The organism is Mucilaginibacter terrigena, assembly GCF_004168255.1.
In the GTDB taxonomy this organism is placed as follows: Bacteria; Bacteroidota; Bacteroidia; order Sphingobacteriales; family Sphingobacteriaceae; genus Mucilaginibacter; species Mucilaginibacter terrigena.
The window spans coordinates 230,793-248,640 of the sequence record NZ_SEWG01000004.1 but is presented as its reverse complement, the minus strand read 5'-3'; the positions used below and the strand labels follow the sequence as shown (position 1 = coordinate 248,640).

The 17,848-nt window shown below is 45.2% G+C and carries 17 protein-coding genes; 10 read left to right on the top strand and 7 right to left on the bottom strand.

Features of this window, described 5'->3' with window-relative positions:
• The first annotated feature begins 47 nt into the window (after positions 1-47).
• The 6 genes from EWM62_RS11245 to EWM62_RS11220 all read left to right on the top strand — a co-directional run bounded on the left by EWM62_RS11245 (position 48) and on the right by EWM62_RS11220 (position 7,564).
• The gene (locus EWM62_RS11245) at positions 48-893 is read left to right on the top strand and encodes an endonuclease/exonuclease/phosphatase family protein (RefSeq protein WP_129876766.1); all 846 of its coding nucleotides are present in this window, start codon (positions 48-50) and stop codon (positions 891-893) included.
• A gap of 93 nt (positions 894-986) precedes the next feature.
• Positions 987-2,993 carry an NAD-dependent DNA ligase LigA gene (ligA, locus tag EWM62_RS11240; protein WP_129876765.1) on the top strand — a complete coding sequence of 669 codons (2,007 nt, stop codon included), beginning with the start codon at positions 987-989 and terminating at the stop codon, positions 2,991-2,993.
• Between the two features lie 5 nt (positions 2,994-2,998).
• On the top strand, positions 2,999-3,937 hold the full coding sequence (locus tag EWM62_RS11235) for a hypothetical protein (protein ID WP_129876764.1): 939 nt from the start codon (positions 2,999-3,001) through the stop codon (positions 3,935-3,937).
• 12 nt (positions 3,938-3,949) lie between these two features.
• The gene (locus EWM62_RS11230) at positions 3,950-4,927 is read left to right on the top strand and encodes a Gfo/Idh/MocA family protein (protein ID WP_129876763.1); all 978 of its coding nucleotides are present in this window, start codon (positions 3,950-3,952) and stop codon (positions 4,925-4,927) included.
• Positions 4,927-7,035, top strand: coding sequence for a M48 family metallopeptidase (locus EWM62_RS11225; protein ID WP_129876762.1), 2,109 nt, complete (start codon positions 4,927-4,929; stop codon positions 7,033-7,035). The genes EWM62_RS11230 and EWM62_RS11225 overlap by 1 nt, the downstream gene beginning before the upstream one ends.
• 19 nt (positions 7,036-7,054) lie before the next feature.
• Entirely contained in the window at positions 7,055-7,564 is a 510-nt protein-coding gene (locus tag EWM62_RS11220) for a hypothetical protein (RefSeq protein WP_129876761.1), read from the top strand.
• Positions 7,565-7,637: 73 nt separating this feature from the next.
• On the opposite strand, the gene EWM62_RS19480 is transcribed toward EWM62_RS11220, so the two are convergent.
• A complete protein-coding gene (locus EWM62_RS19480) occupies positions 7,638-7,811 on the bottom strand; it encodes a DUF6496 domain-containing protein (protein WP_183551407.1) in 174 nt (57 codons plus the stop codon).
• Positions 7,812-7,965: 154 nt separating this feature from the next.
• Between EWM62_RS19480 and EWM62_RS11215 the strand changes: the two genes are divergently transcribed.
• Positions 7,966-9,060, top strand: a complete 1,095-nt coding sequence (locus tag EWM62_RS11215; protein WP_129876760.1) for an AI-2E family transporter — start codon at positions 7,966-7,968, stop codon at positions 9,058-9,060.
• A gap of 46 nt (positions 9,061-9,106) precedes the next feature.
• On the opposite strand, the gene EWM62_RS11210 is transcribed toward EWM62_RS11215, so the two are convergent.
• Entirely contained in the window at positions 9,107-9,412 is a 306-nt protein-coding gene (locus EWM62_RS11210; RefSeq protein WP_129876759.1) for a hypothetical protein, read from the bottom strand.
• A gap of 28 nt (positions 9,413-9,440) precedes the next feature.
• On the opposite strand from EWM62_RS11210, the gene EWM62_RS11205 reads away from it, so the two are divergent.
• A complete protein-coding gene (locus tag EWM62_RS11205) occupies positions 9,441-10,397 on the top strand; it encodes an MBL fold metallo-hydrolase (RefSeq protein ID WP_129876758.1) in 957 nt (318 codons plus the stop codon).
• Between the two features lie 2 nt (positions 10,398-10,399).
• Here the strand turns inward: EWM62_RS11205 and EWM62_RS11200 are convergent, their stop codons facing one another.
• From EWM62_RS11200 to EWM62_RS11185, 4 genes are all read right to left on the bottom strand, one after another.
• Complete coding sequence (locus tag EWM62_RS11200; RefSeq protein ID WP_129876757.1) at positions 10,400-10,996, bottom strand: tetratricopeptide repeat protein; 597 nt, start codon at positions 10,994-10,996, stop codon at positions 10,400-10,402.
• Positions 10,997-11,096: 100 nt separating this feature from the next.
• A complete protein-coding gene (locus EWM62_RS11195) occupies positions 11,097-11,804 on the bottom strand; it encodes a 2OG-Fe(II) oxygenase (protein ID WP_129876756.1) in 708 nt (235 codons plus the stop codon).
• Positions 11,805-11,949: 145 nt separating this feature from the next.
• On the bottom strand, positions 11,950-13,365 hold the full coding sequence (gene dacB, locus EWM62_RS11190) for a D-alanyl-D-alanine carboxypeptidase/D-alanyl-D-alanine endopeptidase (protein ID WP_129876755.1): 1,416 nt from the start codon (positions 13,363-13,365) through the stop codon (positions 11,950-11,952).
• Positions 13,337-14,803 (bottom strand): APC family permease, encoded by a 1,467-nt coding sequence (locus EWM62_RS11185; protein ID WP_129876754.1) that lies wholly within the window; start codon positions 14,801-14,803, stop codon positions 13,337-13,339. Before EWM62_RS11185 ends, dacB begins: the two co-directional genes overlap by 29 nt.
• 149 nt (positions 14,804-14,952) lie before the next feature.
• Here EWM62_RS11185 and EWM62_RS11180 point away from each other — a divergent pair, with 149 nt between their 5' ends.
• Positions 14,953-17,193, top strand: a complete 2,241-nt coding sequence (locus tag EWM62_RS11180) for a sodium-translocating pyrophosphatase (RefSeq protein WP_129876753.1) — start codon at positions 14,953-14,955, stop codon at positions 17,191-17,193.
• Between the two features lie 68 nt (positions 17,194-17,261).
• Here EWM62_RS11180 and EWM62_RS11175 read toward each other — a convergent pair whose 3' ends face one another.
• On the bottom strand, positions 17,262-17,495 hold the full coding sequence (locus EWM62_RS11175; protein WP_129876752.1) for a putative signal transducing protein: 234 nt from the start codon (positions 17,493-17,495) through the stop codon (positions 17,262-17,264).
• Positions 17,496-17,569: 74 nt separating this feature from the next.
• On the opposite strand from EWM62_RS11175, the gene EWM62_RS11170 reads away from it, so the two are divergent.
• Positions 17,570-17,848 carry a hypothetical protein gene (locus EWM62_RS11170; RefSeq protein WP_129876751.1) on the top strand — a complete coding sequence of 93 codons (279 nt, stop codon included), beginning with the start codon at positions 17,570-17,572 and terminating at the stop codon, positions 17,846-17,848.

The following is a 17,848-nucleotide window of genomic DNA, read 5'->3' as shown; positions in this document are numbered from 1 at the left end:
AAAATGGGACGGCAATGAATTTTATATTTGAACTCAATTCTACTACTATGAAAATAAAACTGACACTCATCCTGCTGCTGATCGCAACAGCAACATTAACCCAGGCCCAGCAATTAAATATCGGTACTTATAACCTGCGCTATTCTAACCAGGGCGATTCTACAGCCGGTAATGGCTGGGGGCAAAGGTTCCCATGGGCGGCAAAACTCATCCAGTTTCAGGACCTGGATATTTTTGGAACGCAGGAAGCAAAGTATCATCAGCTTACAGAGCTAACCGATAGTTTGCCCGGCTACAAATGGGTAGGCGCGGGGCGCGATGATGGCAAACACGGCGGCGAGCACTCCGCTATTTTTTATAAGGCCGACAGGTTCAGGATCTTAAAAACAGGCGATTTCTGGATGTCGACCATTACAGATAAACCTAACAAAGGCTGGGATGCAGCGTTGCCGCGCATTTGTACCTGGGCGCAGTTCAGGGAGTTAAAAACCGGGTTCACGTTCTACTTTTTCAACCTCCACATGGACCACATCGGCATAGTAGCCCGCCGCGAAAGCGCCAAACTGGTGCTCGAAAAAATTAAACAGATGGCAGGGGCATCGCCAACCATCCTTACCGGCGATTTTAATGTCGACCAAACGTCAGACAGTTACGCGGTTATCAACGACTCGGGTTTGCTGAAGGATAGCTACGTATTATCGCCTGTAAAACTTGCGCCGAATAATACTTTTAACGCTTTTGATGTGAACACCGCGGGCGATAAACGTATCGACCACATTTTTGTAAGCAAGCAGTTTAAAGTAAAACGCTACGGTATCTTAACAAACACCTACCACGGCCGCGCGCCTTCAGATCATTACCCTGTGGTAGCCATAATGGAAGTTGGCAAATAGTTGATAGATCATGGTTCATGGCAGGAGGCAATTTTGCCCTCAACTATGAACCATGAACTATGAACCATCATCTAAAAAAACTATCTTCGCTACATGTCGCCCCAAGAACAAATAAAGGCCCTTACTGCTGAGTTAAGACAGCACACTTACAACTATTATGTGCTGGCTATGCCTACCATTTCTGATTACGATTTTGACAAAAAGCTGGAGCAATTAAGTGCCCTTGAAAAACAATACCCCGAGTTTGCCGACCCCGAATCACCTACACAGGTTGTTGGCGGCGATATTACCAAGGAGTTTGTTACCGTTAAGCACCGCTGGCCCATGCTGTCGTTGGGAAATACCTATAACGAGCAGGAACTGGTAGAGTTCGACCAGCGCATCCGCAAGGCTATTGGCGATAATTTTGAGTACGTATGCGAGCTGAAGTTCGACGGCCTGTCCATGAGCCTTACTTACGAGCAAGGCAAGCTGGCGCGTGCCGTTACCCGCGGCGATGGCACACAAGGCGACGAGGTAACTACCAATGTGCGCACTATTCACAGCATTCCCAAAAAACTGGAAAAAGGTGGATACCCCGACCTTTTTGAGATCCGTGGCGAAGTGTTTATGCACCTTAAGGCTTTTGAGCGCTTAAACAAAGAGCGTGTGGATAACGGCGAAGTGCCTTATGCCAACCCCCGCAACTTTGCATCGGGTACCATGAAACTGCAGGACTCGGCCGAGGTGGCCCGCCGCCCGCTGGATTGTTTCCTGTATGGTTTGTACACCGAAAAAACCTTATTTAAAACCCATTGGGAAAGCCTGGAAGCTGTAAAGGAATGGGGTTTTCATGTAGATAACCATAGCCGTTTGGTTAGCGATATCAACGGTGTGCTGGAGTTTATTGCCAAATGGGACACCGAGCGGCATAACCTCAGCTACGATATTGATGGCATCGTTATAAAAGTAAACAACTATTCGCAGCAGCAGGAGCTTGGCTTTACGGCCAAATCGCCCCGCTGGGCAATATCCTATAAATTTAAGGCCGAACGTGTAGAGACCGAACTGCAGGCCGTTACCTACCAGGTGGGCCGGACAGGTGCCGTTACCCCGGTAGCCAACTTAAAGCCCGTGCTGCTGGCGGGCACAACCGTTAAGCGTGCCACCCTGCACAACGCCGACGAAATTACCGAACGCCTTAAACTGCACGAGCACGATACGGTTTATGTTGAAAAAGGGGGTGAGATCATCCCCAAAATTATCAGTGTAAACCTGGATAAGCGCAAGCCCGGCGCAAAGGCCATAGAATATATTACCCATTGCCCTGCCTGCGATACCAAATTATTGCGTACCGAAGGCGAGGCTGCCTGGTACTGCCCTAACGACGAAGGTTGCCCGCCGCAGATAGTGGGCAAAATGCAGCATTACATTGGCCGCAAAGCCATGAATATTGACGGCCTTGGCGACGAAACCATTAACACGCTGTATAGCCGCGGTTTTATACGCCACATCAGCGATCTGTATCACCTTCAGGATCATATCACCGAACTAAAACAGATGGACCGCTTTGGCGAGCAATCTATTAACAACATGCTGGATGGGATAGAAAAATCGAAACAGCAGCCGTTTGAAAAAGTGCTGTTTGGCTTGGGCATACGTTATGTTGGCGAAACCGTTGCCAAAAAACTGGTAGCGCATTTTAAAACCATCGACAACCTGATGGCTGCAACTGCAGAGGAACTAACCGCTGCCGAAGAAATTGGCGGCCGTATTGCCGAAAGCATTACCGAATATTTTGCCGATGAAAGCCATCGTCAGGAAATTGAAAAGCTAAAGGCCAGTGGCCTGCAATTTGTCGCCGAGGAGAAAGAATTGACCCTGGCCAGCGAAAAGCTAAGCGGGCAAAATTTTATCATCTCGGGCACGTTCGAGAAATTCTCGCGCGATGAGTTGAAGGACATCATCGAGCAAAATGGCGGCAAAATACTGAGCAGCATATCGGCCAAATTAAGCTACCTGGTGGCCGGCGAAAATATGGGGCCTGCTAAACTGGAGAAAGCCAATAAATTAAACATACCCATCATTAGCGATGACGAATTGCTGGCGATGTTAAGCTAACCTAAATGAAACGAGTAGCCTTATGTGTGGCCTTAATTGGTGTCGTTATTTGTTTAATTACAGGCTGCAAGTTTAAGGACCCATCAATTCCGGGGCATTCCGGGAAACCGATGTTATCGTTTAAAAAGGTAGAAGGCATTACTTTCACCGAGGTTCGCCGCCAGCAAAATGGATTATCTTTTAACGAGTACGGCTATCACCTATCGCCCGACTGGCGACTGCGTTTTGTGTCAAGCGATTCTGTAGCGCTTTACAGCCCGGTTAAAAAGCGATTTTTAAATTTTCCGCTAAGCTGCGGCATCGATTCTGTTTTCAATACCAACAGATCATTTTTGCGGATGAAACACATGAGCAAGGATAGTCTGGTTTTTGAGCTTCTTGAAGCGAAGGACGATTCGTTGGATATAAGGGGCACAAAGGTTTACATGTTATTTTACGCTGATAATTACATCAAAAACGTATTACATACTAACGCCGCTACCCTGCAGCGCAGCAACCGGAAAGATAGCTTATTTGTAAAGCAACTTATAAAAAGGGCCGATTCGTCGCTCACAAATGCCTTTGCAGCGCTAACCCCTGTACGGCTAACAAGCACAAGATCGTCAATCACAGTAAAAAAGAAAAAGACCATTGCCGACTTTCTTTTAAATAATTACAATACATCTGATGATTATATGAACCCTGTTTACAATATAACCATTAACAAAGCAGATAGCGATTTTGATTATGCGTTTTCGGCATATGTAGATAAAGAAGGCAAATTGATTTATAATACTCCTATAACGCCATTTACCGAAGGGAGATATAAACAGCGGTATGTGCGCCTGTCTAAAGCTATAATGAACACCTATCTTAAATTATACGTAAAAGTGCAACCGGGGCAAACACTTGGTGTGCCGCATACAACTTTGATCAGTTTGTACTTGCATGGAAAAAAATCATAAATATTTTATTAAATGACAGCAATTAAATGGGGCATTATAGGCTGCGGTAACGTAACCGAGAAAAAGAGCGGGCAGGCATACAATAAAATAGCCGATAGCAAACTGGTAGCTGTAATGCGCCGCGATGCCGAAAAGGCCGCCGACTACGCCCGGCGCCACCATGTTGATAAATGGTATAGCAACGCCGAAGAATTGATGGGCGACCCCGAAGTTAACTCGGTATCGATAGCTACACCGCCGGCCCAACACCTGGAATATGCTTTGCGCGCCATAAAAAAAGGCCTTAACGTGTATGTAGAAAAGCCGGTTACTCGCAACGCGCACGAGGCACAGCAAATGGCCGATGCCGTAAATGAAAGCGGGGCGAAGCTGACAGTAGCACATTACCGCCGCGCCTTGCCCATGTTTTTACACGTAAAAAGTTTAATTGATAACAGTGCCATAGGCGAGATCAGGACTGTACAAATTAGGATGTGGCAATACCCACGGCCAAAGCTGGAGGAGAATGCCCCGCCAAACTGGCGCCTGCAGCCCGAACTATCCGGCGGAGGGTATTTTCATGACCTTGCGCCCCATCAGCTGGACCTGATGCTGTATTTTTTTGGTGAGCCTGCCCAATCAACCGGTTATAGTTTAAACCAGGGCGGGTTTAGCCCGGCAGATGACCATGTTTGCGGGCAGATCGTATTTAAAAATAAGGTAGTGGTTAACGGCTCGTGGTGTTTTAATGTGGCTAAAAGCGAGGCGGTTGATAGCTGCGAGATCATCGGCACGAAGGGGAAAATAAGCTTTCCGTTTTTTGGTACGTTTGTTGCCTGCAAGAACGAGGATGGCGAAGAAACGGTGAACTTTACCCACCCCGAGCATATCCAGCAGCCCATGATCACCAAAATTGTAACGTATTTTAAAGGTGAAGGCCCAAACCCTTGTACTATTGATGAAGCAGTTGTTTTAATGAAAGTAATGGATTCGTTTACTATCTTTAAGTAATGAATACTAACCTAAGCTTGGCCTTTCCGCCTGTACCTGCCGGCGCGGATAAGGAAATACTAAAACCTTCGGCATCGTTTAACTCAAATGTGTATCGCTCAATTGGGGCGGTATTGTTTTTTATTATAACCTATATAGTGCTGCTTTTAGCTGTTGTTGGTTTAGCCATTGCATTTGGTGCGCTTGGTGTAGCTATAATAGCTGCTAAAGTAGGCTTCCTCACACTTGTTTTAGGTGCGGCGCTTATTGGATCGGGGATATTGCTGATATATTTTATTATCAAGTTTCTTTTTAAAAAACATGTTACCGATTACTCCGGGATGATAGAGGTATATGAAGATGACCAGCAGAAGTTATTCGCGTTTATAAGGCAGCTAACCAAAGAAACCAACGCGCCGTTTCCAAAGCATATTTTTTTATCTGCCGATGTTAACGCCGGCGTATTTTACGATTCCAGTTTCTGGAGCATGTTTTTCCCGGTAAAAAAGAATTTAAAAATAGGGCTGGGGCTTGTAAACTCGTTAAACATATCCGAGTTTAAAGCGGTTATGGCACACGAGTTTGGTCATTTTTCGCAGCGGAGCATGAAGTTTGGCAGCTACGTTTATAACATGAACAAGGTTATACACAACCTGCTTTATGATAATGAAGGGTATGGCCGGGTATTAAACTCTATGTCAAAGCTGCATTCGCTCTTTACCTTAACAGCCTGGATAAATATACAGGTGATCAGGGTAATACAGTATATCCTTAAACAAGTGTATGTTGTACTCAATAAAACGCACATGGGCCTCTCGCGCGAGATGGAATTCCATGCTGATGCAAGGGCGGCATATGTTAGCGGCTCTAATCAGGTTATTAGTTCGCTAAAACGGATAGAGGTAGGGCAGCTTTGTTATGATGAACTGTTAAATTATTGGAGCAGGCAACTCGAAAAAGATAACCGGTCGGATAATTTTTATCCTCAGCACCTGGAAATGATAAAACATTACTCGGTGCAAAACAAGCTTACTATTGATGCAAACGGGCTGCCGGTTATACCCAATGGTATTGATGTTGTAAACACAAGCCAGGTAGTAATAAACGATCAATGGTCATCGCACCCTTCAACTGCCGACCGTGAGGCGCGCCTGGCATCGCTTAACTTGCAAACTATGGTAATTGAGGATACGGCATGGTCGCTTTTTAATGAGGCCGGCGCCTTGCAGCAATTGCTTACAGATGATGTGTATTCGACCACATCGGCAACTGAAAAAACCGAAAGGATAGGCCTGGAAGTATTTAAAAGCGATTTTTTCGCAAATCCGGACCAATATAACCTTGATGATTTTTATAAAGGCTATTACGATGGCCGCGGTATAAGCCAGTTTGATGTAGATGAAGCGGTTAAGGAATTGGCTGCTGCTTACCCCCAAAAAATTGAGGAGCTATTATCAGCAGATAACACCGGCCTGCCAACTGCCATAGATAGGATGCAACAGGATATTAACGTGCTGCAAAGTATTGTAAATGATGGTAATAACATTAAAACATTTGACTATAAGGGAGTAAAGCACCGTGCCAGCGATGCTGCGGCTACCATGCAAGCTATTGAGCAGGAACGGCTGGCAGCAGTGCAGCAAATGGAAAAATTAGATAAAGACATTTTTATGTATTTTTACGGTATAGCTAAAAGTGATACTGATAAAGAATTGCTGGTAGCTAAATACAAAAAGCTGTTTAATGTGAATGACGATAGCCAGAATGATTACGAGTTATACACGGATGTGATGACCTATTTTAACAACGTATATGTAACCATGCCTTATGATAAGATCGAAGATAATCTGCACGACATTTACGCCCGGGAGGTGAAATTAAAGCCAAGGATGTTAGAAATATTGCAGGACGAGGAGAGCCTCGCATATTTTTCTGATGAGCAGTTAAAAGCGTTAAAGCATTATTGCACAACTAAGCTTACCTATTTTTCCGGCCGTAAATATGATAATGCCGCCATAAATGCTTTTAATGAAGGTACAGGTGCTTATATATTGGCTGTAACAAACCGAAATTTTCAAACAAAAAAAGACCTTTTAAGTTTTCAGGTAAGTGTGCTTAACAGCAAATAAAATTTCATAATTTAACCCGATGAAAAATCTTTTCATGATCGTTATTGTGGCGTTTACATTTACAGTAAAGGCATCGGCGCAAACTTATGAAGTGCCCAAAGATTATCATTTTAATAAACAGGAAGATTATGTTAAATACGAGCCTGATATTATTAAAACAGCCGACTGGATGATGAAGACCGCATGGGGAACAGAACCTTTAAAAACCGAAGCTGCAACACAGTTCCTGTTGATATGGGCACAAGGGACCCCGGATGTTGTTATTGAGTTAAAGCAAGCCATTATGGACCTCTCTGATGCTAACCCGCAGTTAGGGTTTATTTATATGTCGCAGTTCTCTAAATACGCCATACAGCACAAAGCCGATTTTGATAAAACAAAAGCTAACATGGCTGCACTGCGGGCGGTAATAACTAAGTATAATATAGAGCCAACCCATAAGCGCGATAATGATGTGGAAAGGTTGATGGACCTGGATAAGAACAATAGGTTAGAAACCTGGATAAGCAACGAATTTGCTTTTAACTAACATGCACCTGTAATAAATAAAACAGCAAAGCCCCCTTAATTTTCAGGGGGCTTTGCTGTTAACACGTGTTGTGTTACTTTTTCTTCGGCACTTTAGCGCCTTCTTTGCGGGCTTCAGATAAACCAATTGCAACAGCCTGTTTTTTGCTGGTAACTTTTTTACCGCTGCCACTTTTTAATTTGCCCTCCTTCATCTCGTGCATGGTTTTTTCTACCTTCTCACCTGCTTTTTCTGAATATTTTGCCATGGTAGTATGTTTTATTTATACCTAATCATAGCAAAGTGTTTGCCAAACTTGTGGCCCTCGTGGTGGTAAAGCCTGAAATTTGTTGCACATTTACATTGCTATTTAAAAACATATAATATAACCGTATGTTCAGCATTAAAATATCTAAAATAGTATGCCCACCAAAAAACTGATAGCCCCGTTTTACGAAAGATTAGCCCTGATATTGATAGGGTTTTGTGTGCTGGGTTACCTGGTGGTAATGGCCAAAGAGATCATCGACCCTATGATATTCGGGTTCCTGTTCGCGGTGTTGCTGCTGCCTGTTTCAAACTTTCTCGAAAAAAAGTGCCGCCTGCCCCGCAGCGCATCATCTTTTATATCTATACTGCTACTTGTAGGGTTTGTTGGCGGTATCATGTACCTGATAGGCGCCCAGATCTCGAACATTGCCAACGACTGGCCCATGCTGAAAAGCCAGGTAGACCAATCTATAATCAATTTGTCGGGCTGGGTGCAAAATGCTTTTCATATCAACACGCACAAGCAGCTAACTTATGTTAATAGCACAGCCGAAAAAATAATGGCATCGGGTACGGCAGTGCTGAGCACCACCTTCGGCGCGGTATCGTCGTTACTGCTTTTTTATGTATTTATACTGATATTCACCTTTTTTATACTGTTTTACAGGCGTTTGCTGTTCCGCTTTATTACATGGGTATTTAGCGACGACAACAAGGCCATTGTGGTTGATATCGTAGAGAATGTACAAAGGATATTGCGCCAGTACATTTTAGGTTTGCTGATAGAAATGGTTATCGTATCAGGGATGGCCATTGCCGTTTTTTACTTCATCGGTATAAAGTATGCAGCCTTGCTGGGGATAATTGTGGGCGTATTTAACATTATACCTTACATTGGCATTTTTACCGCTTTGCTGTTAAGCACTATTGTAACCTTTGCAACAGGTACGCTTAGCCAAACGGTCAGCGTATCGGTAAGTGTAATAATCATGCATGCTATCGATGCCAACTTTTTGCTGCCCGCGGTAGTAGGCGCAAAGGTACGGCTAAACGCGCTCATCTCTTTTATAGGCATTATTATCGGCGAGATGATATGGGGACTATCGGGCATGTTTTTGTCTATCCCGGTTATAGCCATCTTTAAAATCATATTCGACAGGATAGAAAGTCTTAAACCATGGGGATACCTGCTTGGCGGCGACTACGAGTACAAGGAAGCCGCGCAAAAGAAAATGAAGACGGAGTAGATGTTAGTGATTAGAGAATAGTAACCAGAGATTAGTTTACTCTGATTTATTTGATAAGCTGATATATGCGAATATACAAGGTAACGCCATAGGCCATCAGCACCAGCGTATTAATAACCAATAACCAGTTAAGATCCGTTTTACTGAATTTTTTGATGGAGCAGATAACCAGCAACGCTATAAAACCCAGTATCAGCAGGATAGGGAAGGCCAGTGTCCAGATGTGTTTGGGCGCCAGGTAAAGATGCTGCAACTTGGCGGTATCGCCCTGCAAAAAAGGTACAAGGGCAATCAGCAATAAAATAAAAAACAAACGGGTTACAATTTTAGCAGCTATCTGGCTGGTTTTCATTAGCGGCCAAATTAGTAAATTTGGCGTAATGAACCATCACCGTAAACTATCGCTATTTGTATTTTTACTGTTGCCCGTGCTGGCATTTGCGCAGGTTAAACCTGCTGCCTCGTTCCGCATTGTGCCATTGGGCGTTTTGGGCGGTGCCGATGAAAGCAACCTGTCGGCCTATATGCTGGCGCCAAAAGGATCGGACAGTTACATTTGTTTGGATGCAGGTACTATCCACACCGGGATAGCAAAGGCTATAGCGGCACATTCATTTAGCATCACGGCAGAACAGGTACTTAAGAAATACATCAAAGGGTATTTTATCTCGCATGCCCATTTGGACCATGTGGCGGGGCTGATCATGAATTCGCCCGATGACAGCACCAAAAATATTTACGGCTTGCAAAGCACCCTGCAAACCATCAAAACCCATTATTTTACCTGGGATAACTGGGCCAACTTTGCCGACAATGGCGAGGTGCCACAGCTGAAAAAATATCATTACAAAACGTTGGAGCCGGGAGTTGAAACCGGAATTGAAAATACCGGTATGCAGGTAAAGGTATTCCCTTTGAGCCATGCTAACTTAACCAGCACCGCTTTTTTGGTACGCAGCAAAGATAGTTATGTGCTGTATTTAGGCGATACCGGTGCCGATGAAATTGAAAAAAGCCAAAACCTGCACAACCTATGGGCCGCGGTTGCACCGCTGGTAAAAGCCCGTAAGCTAAAAGCGATAATGATAGAAGTATCGTTCCCGAATGAGCAGCCCGATAAAAGCCTGTTCGGCCACCTTACCCCGCGCCTGCTGATGAATGAAATGGCCGTTCTGGGCAAGCTTACAGGTGCATCTTTAAAAGGATTGAACATAGTGGTTACCCATTTAAAGCCGCCTTATAAAAGCATCGTCATGATAAAAACGCAGCTAAAAGCCGCTAATAAACTACAGCTGAATTTAATTTATCCGCAACAGGGTAAGGCGCTGGAATTGTAGGGCTATTTATCGTCGAGCAGATCGACGCAGTTTTTGGACAGCGCTTTTAAGCGACTGTTTAGGGTAGCCGCACCCTGCGTATCGCCCATATTTTTATAAAGCGATTTAATAAGCGATAGAGTATCGTCATTCGGGTCGCAGGCCTGGGATTTTTCGAGGTGGGGCAATGCTTTTTTTGCTGCCGCTGTGTATAAAATAGTGAGCCTTTTATTTTCGTTGATGTTTGACCGGGAGGCGTTAAGCTTTTCGCTCAAATCGTTTGCATCCTTCATATACAGGTAGCCTAATGCGCGCTGTACCACATAATAATCGGGTACTGCAGCATCAACTTTTTCGTAATACTCTATGGCCTTTACCGATTGCCCGTCGTTCTCGAAAAGGTTGCCTATAGAATAATAAAAACTGATGCGGGCGTTATCCTTCAGCTTATCCACATTAGGGATCAGGTCCTGCCCCAATGTTAAGGCCTTATCCGTTTCGCCCTGCAGGCGCGCCAGGTTAAAATCGAGGTATTGGTTATACACCTCGTCGGTGGTTTGCGCGCGGCTTGTTAATGCTGCGAATATGATAGACAGGATGATGAGCGATCTTTTGAACATAGGCGAATGATAATAACGGATGCAGGTTAATATAGTAAATATAACTATATGACAAGCCGGTACCCTGTTAGTTTAACGCCAGCGCGTTTCAAATGGTATATCAGGCAGCATCGTGGAAAATAATGCCAAGCGTATGCCGGTCGCCGCGGGTTACTTCGCTTACGCCGTGCTTCATATTAACGCGGTAGTAGCCCTTACTGCCCATTACCGGCCTGAAGTTGGTGGTAAACAGCAGCATATCGCCCTTTTTAGGGCTCAGCACCATTGCTTTCGATTGCATCCTGGGCCTTTGCTCAACCAGTACAAACTCGCCGCCGTCAAAATCCTTGCCCGGCTCATTCAGACAAACTACCAGCTGCATAGGGAAGTAAACCTCGCCATAAAGGTCCTGGTGCATGGCGTTGTAGCCACCTTGGTTGTACTTTAGTATCAATGGGGTTGGCCGCAACTGGTTATGCTGATGGCAAAGTTCCGTAAGCTCGTTCAGGCTGCCGGGGAACTGTTTATCGATATTCAAAACTTCCATCCATTTGTTGGCGATGGGCGCAATGTGCGGGTAAACCTGCTCGCGTAATTGCTGCACAACACCGGGCAGGGGGTAGCTGTAATATTTATACTGCCCAAGCCCGTAACCATGATGCTCCATCACGATGGTTTTGCGGTAGATATCCGCTTGTGCGTACAGGGATATCAAGGCCTCGCATTCTCCCGAGGATAAAATACCCGGTATTTGCGCATAACCTTTGGCATGCATGCTTTCGGTTACCTCCGTCCAGTTTATCTGCGAAATTCTCTGCTGTAGATCCATAATGATGAATGTATTATGATACAAATGTAGCCTGCTGTTGTTATTCGCAAAACCCGAAAGTTGCGGAGTTTAACCCACCATGTTGTTACAGCAACAACATAGTTTTTAACTTCTGTTCCCACTTCAGGGGGTTAGGGGGCTCCTCTTATTTCAACTCATTCAATACCCTAAACATTTTCTCCCTTATCCCACTGCCGGGGCCGTAATAGTTGTTTACCATAATGGAAAAACAAAGCTGGCGGCCATCGTGTGTTTGGAAACCGGCGTAGGCCTGCACGCTGTTGATGCTGCCGCTTTTCATCTTCATATCGTTGTAAACGGGCAGGCTTTCGTAAAAATCATTGAACCAGGCTTCTTTTTTGGCCGATTGCAGGATACGCGCCATGGTAGAGGTGGTGATCCTGTCCTGCGGGGATAAACCGCTGCCATCAAAAATATTCATCGATCGTTTATCAATGCCTTTTAGTTCCCAAAAATCCTTCATTACGTCCACACCATCAGTAGTTGAGGCCGGTTTGCCTGCTTTAAGGGCAATAGTAGCCAGCAATTGCTCGGCATACAGGTTCACGCTTTTTTGATTGAGCCAGTAAACAATTTTGCTTAGCTCGGGCGATAGAATGGTGGTAATGCTTTTGGTTGCCGCGGGTGCGATTTTACCCTTATCACCCAATATAACCGATGATGTTGGATTGCTGCTTACGCTGATGCCAATGCGTTTAAGCGTATCGGTAAGGCGCAGGGCGGCATCGTATGCCGGATCGGGGATGGCGGCGGCAATGCGTTTCTTGGTTTGGTCGATAGCGTAAGTGCCGCGCAGATACATTACCTTGCTGCCAAAAGCCGGCAGGTAAGAGTATGCCAGGTCGCCGGTTTTTGCCTCGCCGTTGGTTAGTTCGCTTTTATATTCCAGGTAACTGGTTGGCGGTATAGTACCCGATACGCTGACCGGGCTGCCAACACTACCTGTATTAAGGGTTATGGTAAACTGGTTTTCGCGCCAGCAAAGGCCTGCTATACCCGCGCCATAATAAGTGCCCAGGTCCTGCCAGATCCAGGCATCGGGGATCGACTGGTTTTTAAAAACGCCGTTATCCCCAATAATACAGCCTTTTATTTTTTTGATACCGGCTTTTTTAAGGGCGGTAACCATGGTATTTAAAACAACGCCTTCTTTGGTGGCAGCCCAGCGCCAGCTGCCCAAAGTAGGGTCGCCGCCGCCTTTAATGATGATATCGCCGGTAAGTGTGCCATCGGCGCTGATAGTGCCTGTATAGCCCAACTGGGTTTGGTACCGGTAATCTTTCCCTAAAACGTTAAAAGCGGTTATGCTGGTAACCGTTTTTAGGGTAGAACCGGGTGCCAGGCCCATATCCGGGTTGGCAGCAAATACGGTTTCGCCGGTTTTGGCATCCAGCACGGTTAACGATACCGAAGCATAACGGCACTGCTCGTCCTGCTGAAAACGGGTAAATGCCTTTTGTAAATTTTGCTGCAGGGTTTGTGCCCCTGCAGCATTAGCAATAAATAAAATATTAACTAACCACGTCCGCTTTATCCTCATTAGTTACGTTTCGTTGTGATATATAATAAATTGGAATGCCTATTAATACGATAATTAATCCCGGCCAGGTAAAGTCTGGCTTGTAAATAATTAATAACGTACAAAACGCCAGTCCCATTATAATGTAAATAGCAGGCAGTACCGGGTAGCCAAATGCTTTGTAGGGCCTTTCAGCATTCGGCATTTTTTTGCGTAAAATAAATATGCCGAATATGGTAAGCACATAAAAAAGCACCACCACGAAGGATATCATATCCAGCAGGTCGCCGTACTTGCCGCTTAAGCAAAGTATGGAAGCTACTACCGCCTGGATCCATAAACCAAACTCGGGTACATCATGTTTATTTAACGTGCCTGTCTTTTTAAAGAACAAGCCATCCTTAGCCATAGAGTAATAAACCCTTGAACCGGCCAATATCAAACCGTTGTTACAACCAAAGGTCGAGATCATGATCATCACCGCGATTACGATAGCGCCTTTACTGCCGAATATTACGTAAGATGCGGCAACCGCTACTCGGTCTTTATCGGCATTAACAATATCGTGCAAGGAAAGCACGCCGGTATAAACAATGTTGGCCGATACATAAATAAGGGTTACGATCATGGTGCCGAAGAAAAGGCTAAGCGCTACATCGCGCTTGGGGTTCTTCATCTCGCCGGCAATAAACGTTACGTTGTTCCAGGCATCACTGCTGAAAATTGAGCCTACCATAGCTATCGCGACAGCACCTAAAGCGGCGCTTATCGTGTAGTTTGTTGTTGTACCGTCTTTAGCCAGGCTGTGCATGTCCCAGGCGTTTGTCCAGTTGGCAGTCCAGATCTCACTTTTAAATGCCAGGAAACCGAAAATGATCAGTCCGAATAAGCTTAAAAGTTTGGTTAATGTAAAAGTGGTCTGGATCCACTTACCGCCCTTAACACCTTTTGTATTGATAAAGGTGAGCAGGAAGATAAGCACAATGGATACCAGTTGTGCAACACTTATACTAAGCGTTGGGCGTACTTCGCCTGCCTGCAAATAGTGGTTGTATGGTAATAAAATATGGTCCTCGCTAAGCTGAGGGATTAAATATGCCGCGAACTTAGAGAAAGCCACCCCCACGGCAGCTATCGTACCGGTTTGTATCACCGCAAAAAAGCTCCAGCCGTATAAAAAAGCTATCAGTTTGTTGTACGATTCCTTCAGGTAAATATACTGCCCACCGGCTTTTGGGAACATAGCGCTTAACTCGCCGTAGCTTAGGGCCGCGGTAAGCGTCATAAAACCGGTGATAAGCCAAACGGCTATCAGCCAGCCGGCCGAGCCTACGTTGCGCGTGATATCGGCGCTTACAATGAAAATACCTGAGCCTATCATAGAGCCGGCCACCAGCATGGTGCCGTCCAGCAGGCTTAGTTCGTGCTTTAATTTGGGTTGATCAGTGTCTTTTGTCATTAGGGTTTAGTTTAAACTACTAAACTATTCAAAAACTTTAAATTGACAGGCTATTGTAAAGAAATTAATTTACTATTTTGCGGCAACCAATTATATTTGCACGCTTTGCGCAAAAATAAATAGCACACTTAAAACACTAAATATAGAACATGGATCTTTTGAACACTTACTTAATTTATTTAATACCTGTTTTCGGACTGGTGGGCATAATCGTGATGGCGATAAAGTCGGCCTGGGTAACCAAACAGGAAACGGGCGATGCCTCGATGAACCAGCTGGCAGGCTACATAGCTGATGGGGCAATGGCCTTTTTACGCGCAGAGTGGAAAATACTAAGCTACTTTGTTGTTGTTGCAGGTATACTGCTGGCATGGAGTGGTACCACAGTGGCTACATCAAGCCCGGTAATCGCCATATCATTTGTTATCGGCGCATTCCTATCGGCCTTTGCCGGTTACCTGGGGATGCGTATCGCTACAAAATCAAACGTGCGTACTACACAGGCAGCTAAAACCAGCCTGGCACAGGCTTTAAAAGTATCGTTTACAGGCGGTACGGTTATGGGCCTTGGCGTTGCCGGTTTGGCAATTATTGGTTTAGGTTCGTTATTTATTGTTTTTTACCAGATGTATGTGGTAAACGTTACAGGCAGCAGTGTAAACGGCGAGGCTATGGCCAAAGCGCTTGACGTATTAGCAGGCTTCTCGTTAGGTGCCGAGTCTATCGCGCTTTTCGCGCGTGTGGGTGGTGGTATCTATACCAAAGCTGCCGACGTAGGCGCCGACCTTGTTGGTAAGGTTGAAGCAGGTATCCCCGAGGATGATGTGCGTAACCCTGCAACCATTGCCGATAACGTAGGCGATAACGTAGGTGACGTAGCCGGTATGGGCGCCGATCTTTTCGGTTCGTACGTGGCTACTATGCTTGCTACCATGGTACTGGGCCGCGAGATAGTATCTGCCGATAACTTTGGCGGTATTGCCCCGGTTTTATTGCCGATGGTTATCGCAGGTTTAGGTTTGATATTCTCTATCGTTGGTGCTGCCATGGTACGGATCAAAAAAGAGACCGACAGCGTACAGAATGCCTTGAACGTAGGTAACTGGACATCAATCGTTTTAACAGCCGTTGCTACTTATTTTGTAGTACAATGGATGCTGCCAACCACCGAAATGCACCTAACCCGCGACCTTGACGCTAATGGCGTTTTAAAAGCAGGTTCGTTAGTGTTTACCAAGAATGGTGTTTTTGGATCTATTTTGGTAGGTTTAGTGGTAGGTACCTTAATGTCTATCATCACCGAGTATTATACCGCTATGGGTAAACGCCCGGTGATGAGCATCATCAGGCAATCATCAACCGGCCACGCTACCAATATTATTGGCGGTTTGGCTATCGGTATGGAATCAACCGTATTGCCTATCCTGGTATTGGCAGCCGGTATCTACGGTTCTTACTTCTTCGCGGGTTTATACGGTGTGGCTATCGCCGCAGCGGGTATGATGGCTACAACAGCTATGCAATTAGCTATCGACGCGTTTGGCCCTATTGCCGATAACGCCGGTGGTATTGCCGAAATGAGCCAGTTGCCGCCTGAGGTGCGTGAGCGTACAGATAATTTAGATGCCGTAGGTAACACTACCGCTGCAACAGGTAAGGGTTTTGCTATTGCATCTGCAGCATTAACCTCACTGGCCTTATTCGCGGCTTTTGTGGGTGTAGCAGGTATCGAGCATATCGATATTTACAAAGCCAACGTACTGGCAGGTTTATTTGTGGGTGGGATGATCCCTTTCATCTTCTCGGCATTGTGTATTTCGGCAGTAGGCCGCGCGGCAATGGCGATGGTAGAGGAAGTTCGCCGCCAGTTCCGCGAGATCCCGGGTATTATGGAGTACAAGGCACGCCCTGAGTATGAAAAATGCGTAGAGATCTCAACCAAAGCTTCTATCCGCGAGATGGTTGCACCGGGCCTTATCGCTTTAATTACGCCAATCGTTATCGGTTTTGTATTCGGCCCCGAAGTGTTGGGTGGTTTGCTGGCAGGTGTTACCGTATCTGGTGTATTGATGGGGATCTTCCAAAGCAACGCGGGTGGCGCATGGGACAACGCCAAAAAATCATTTGAGAAAGGTGTTGAAATAAACGGCGAGATCTATTACAAAAAATCTGAACCGCATAAAGCATCAGTAACAGGTGATACTGTTGGTGATCCGTTCAAGGATACTTCAGGCCCGTCGATGAACATCCTGATCAAACTGATGTCTATCGTATCATTGGTTATCGCGCCGCACTTAAATACTGCCGATAACACCAACAAAATGATGCAGAAACAGGAAAAAGTACAATCAATGAATGTACATACTATCCGTGCTGATAAAAAGATCTAAGGATTTGAATAGAATGGAAAAGCCCTTCGAGTTTATCGGAGGGCTTTTTTGTGATTTTTTTCGTTTTATTATTCCTGAAAATCTTTTAAAAGTTCAATAGCCCTTTCCATGTCTTTATCAGATATCATCACCTTTACGGGCGCAACACCGCCTGCAGATACCTGCCAGGGTGCAATTGTTCCCATCAATCCATTTTCGATGAAAGACTCGATGCCCTCGTTTTCGAGCAGGAATTGAACTTCGGATGCATCGTTAAAACTCCCGGCATAAACCTGCATCATCGTATCATTATTGGTAGCCATAATTTGTGGTTTTAATTGAAATGCAATATCACAAAAAATATCCGTTTAATCGGGAAAGGTTTATATTAGGAGTGATGAAGAAACCGATTATCCGCTATATCCTCTACACCCTGTGCCTGTACGACCTGTATTTGTACTTGCCGGATCTGTTCGACGTGCTCAAAATAAACCTCGAACCTCCTACTTCAGATTACTTGCTTTACTTTGATGCCGCGATGTTGCTGATAGGAGGGGTTGTAACTGGAATTATATTGACGCGGACGGGTGGTAAGTTCAATAAAATTTTAGGTGTGGTGATGATAATGATGAATGTGATATTAACGCCCTGGTTTATATTTAAAGCAATACCCTGA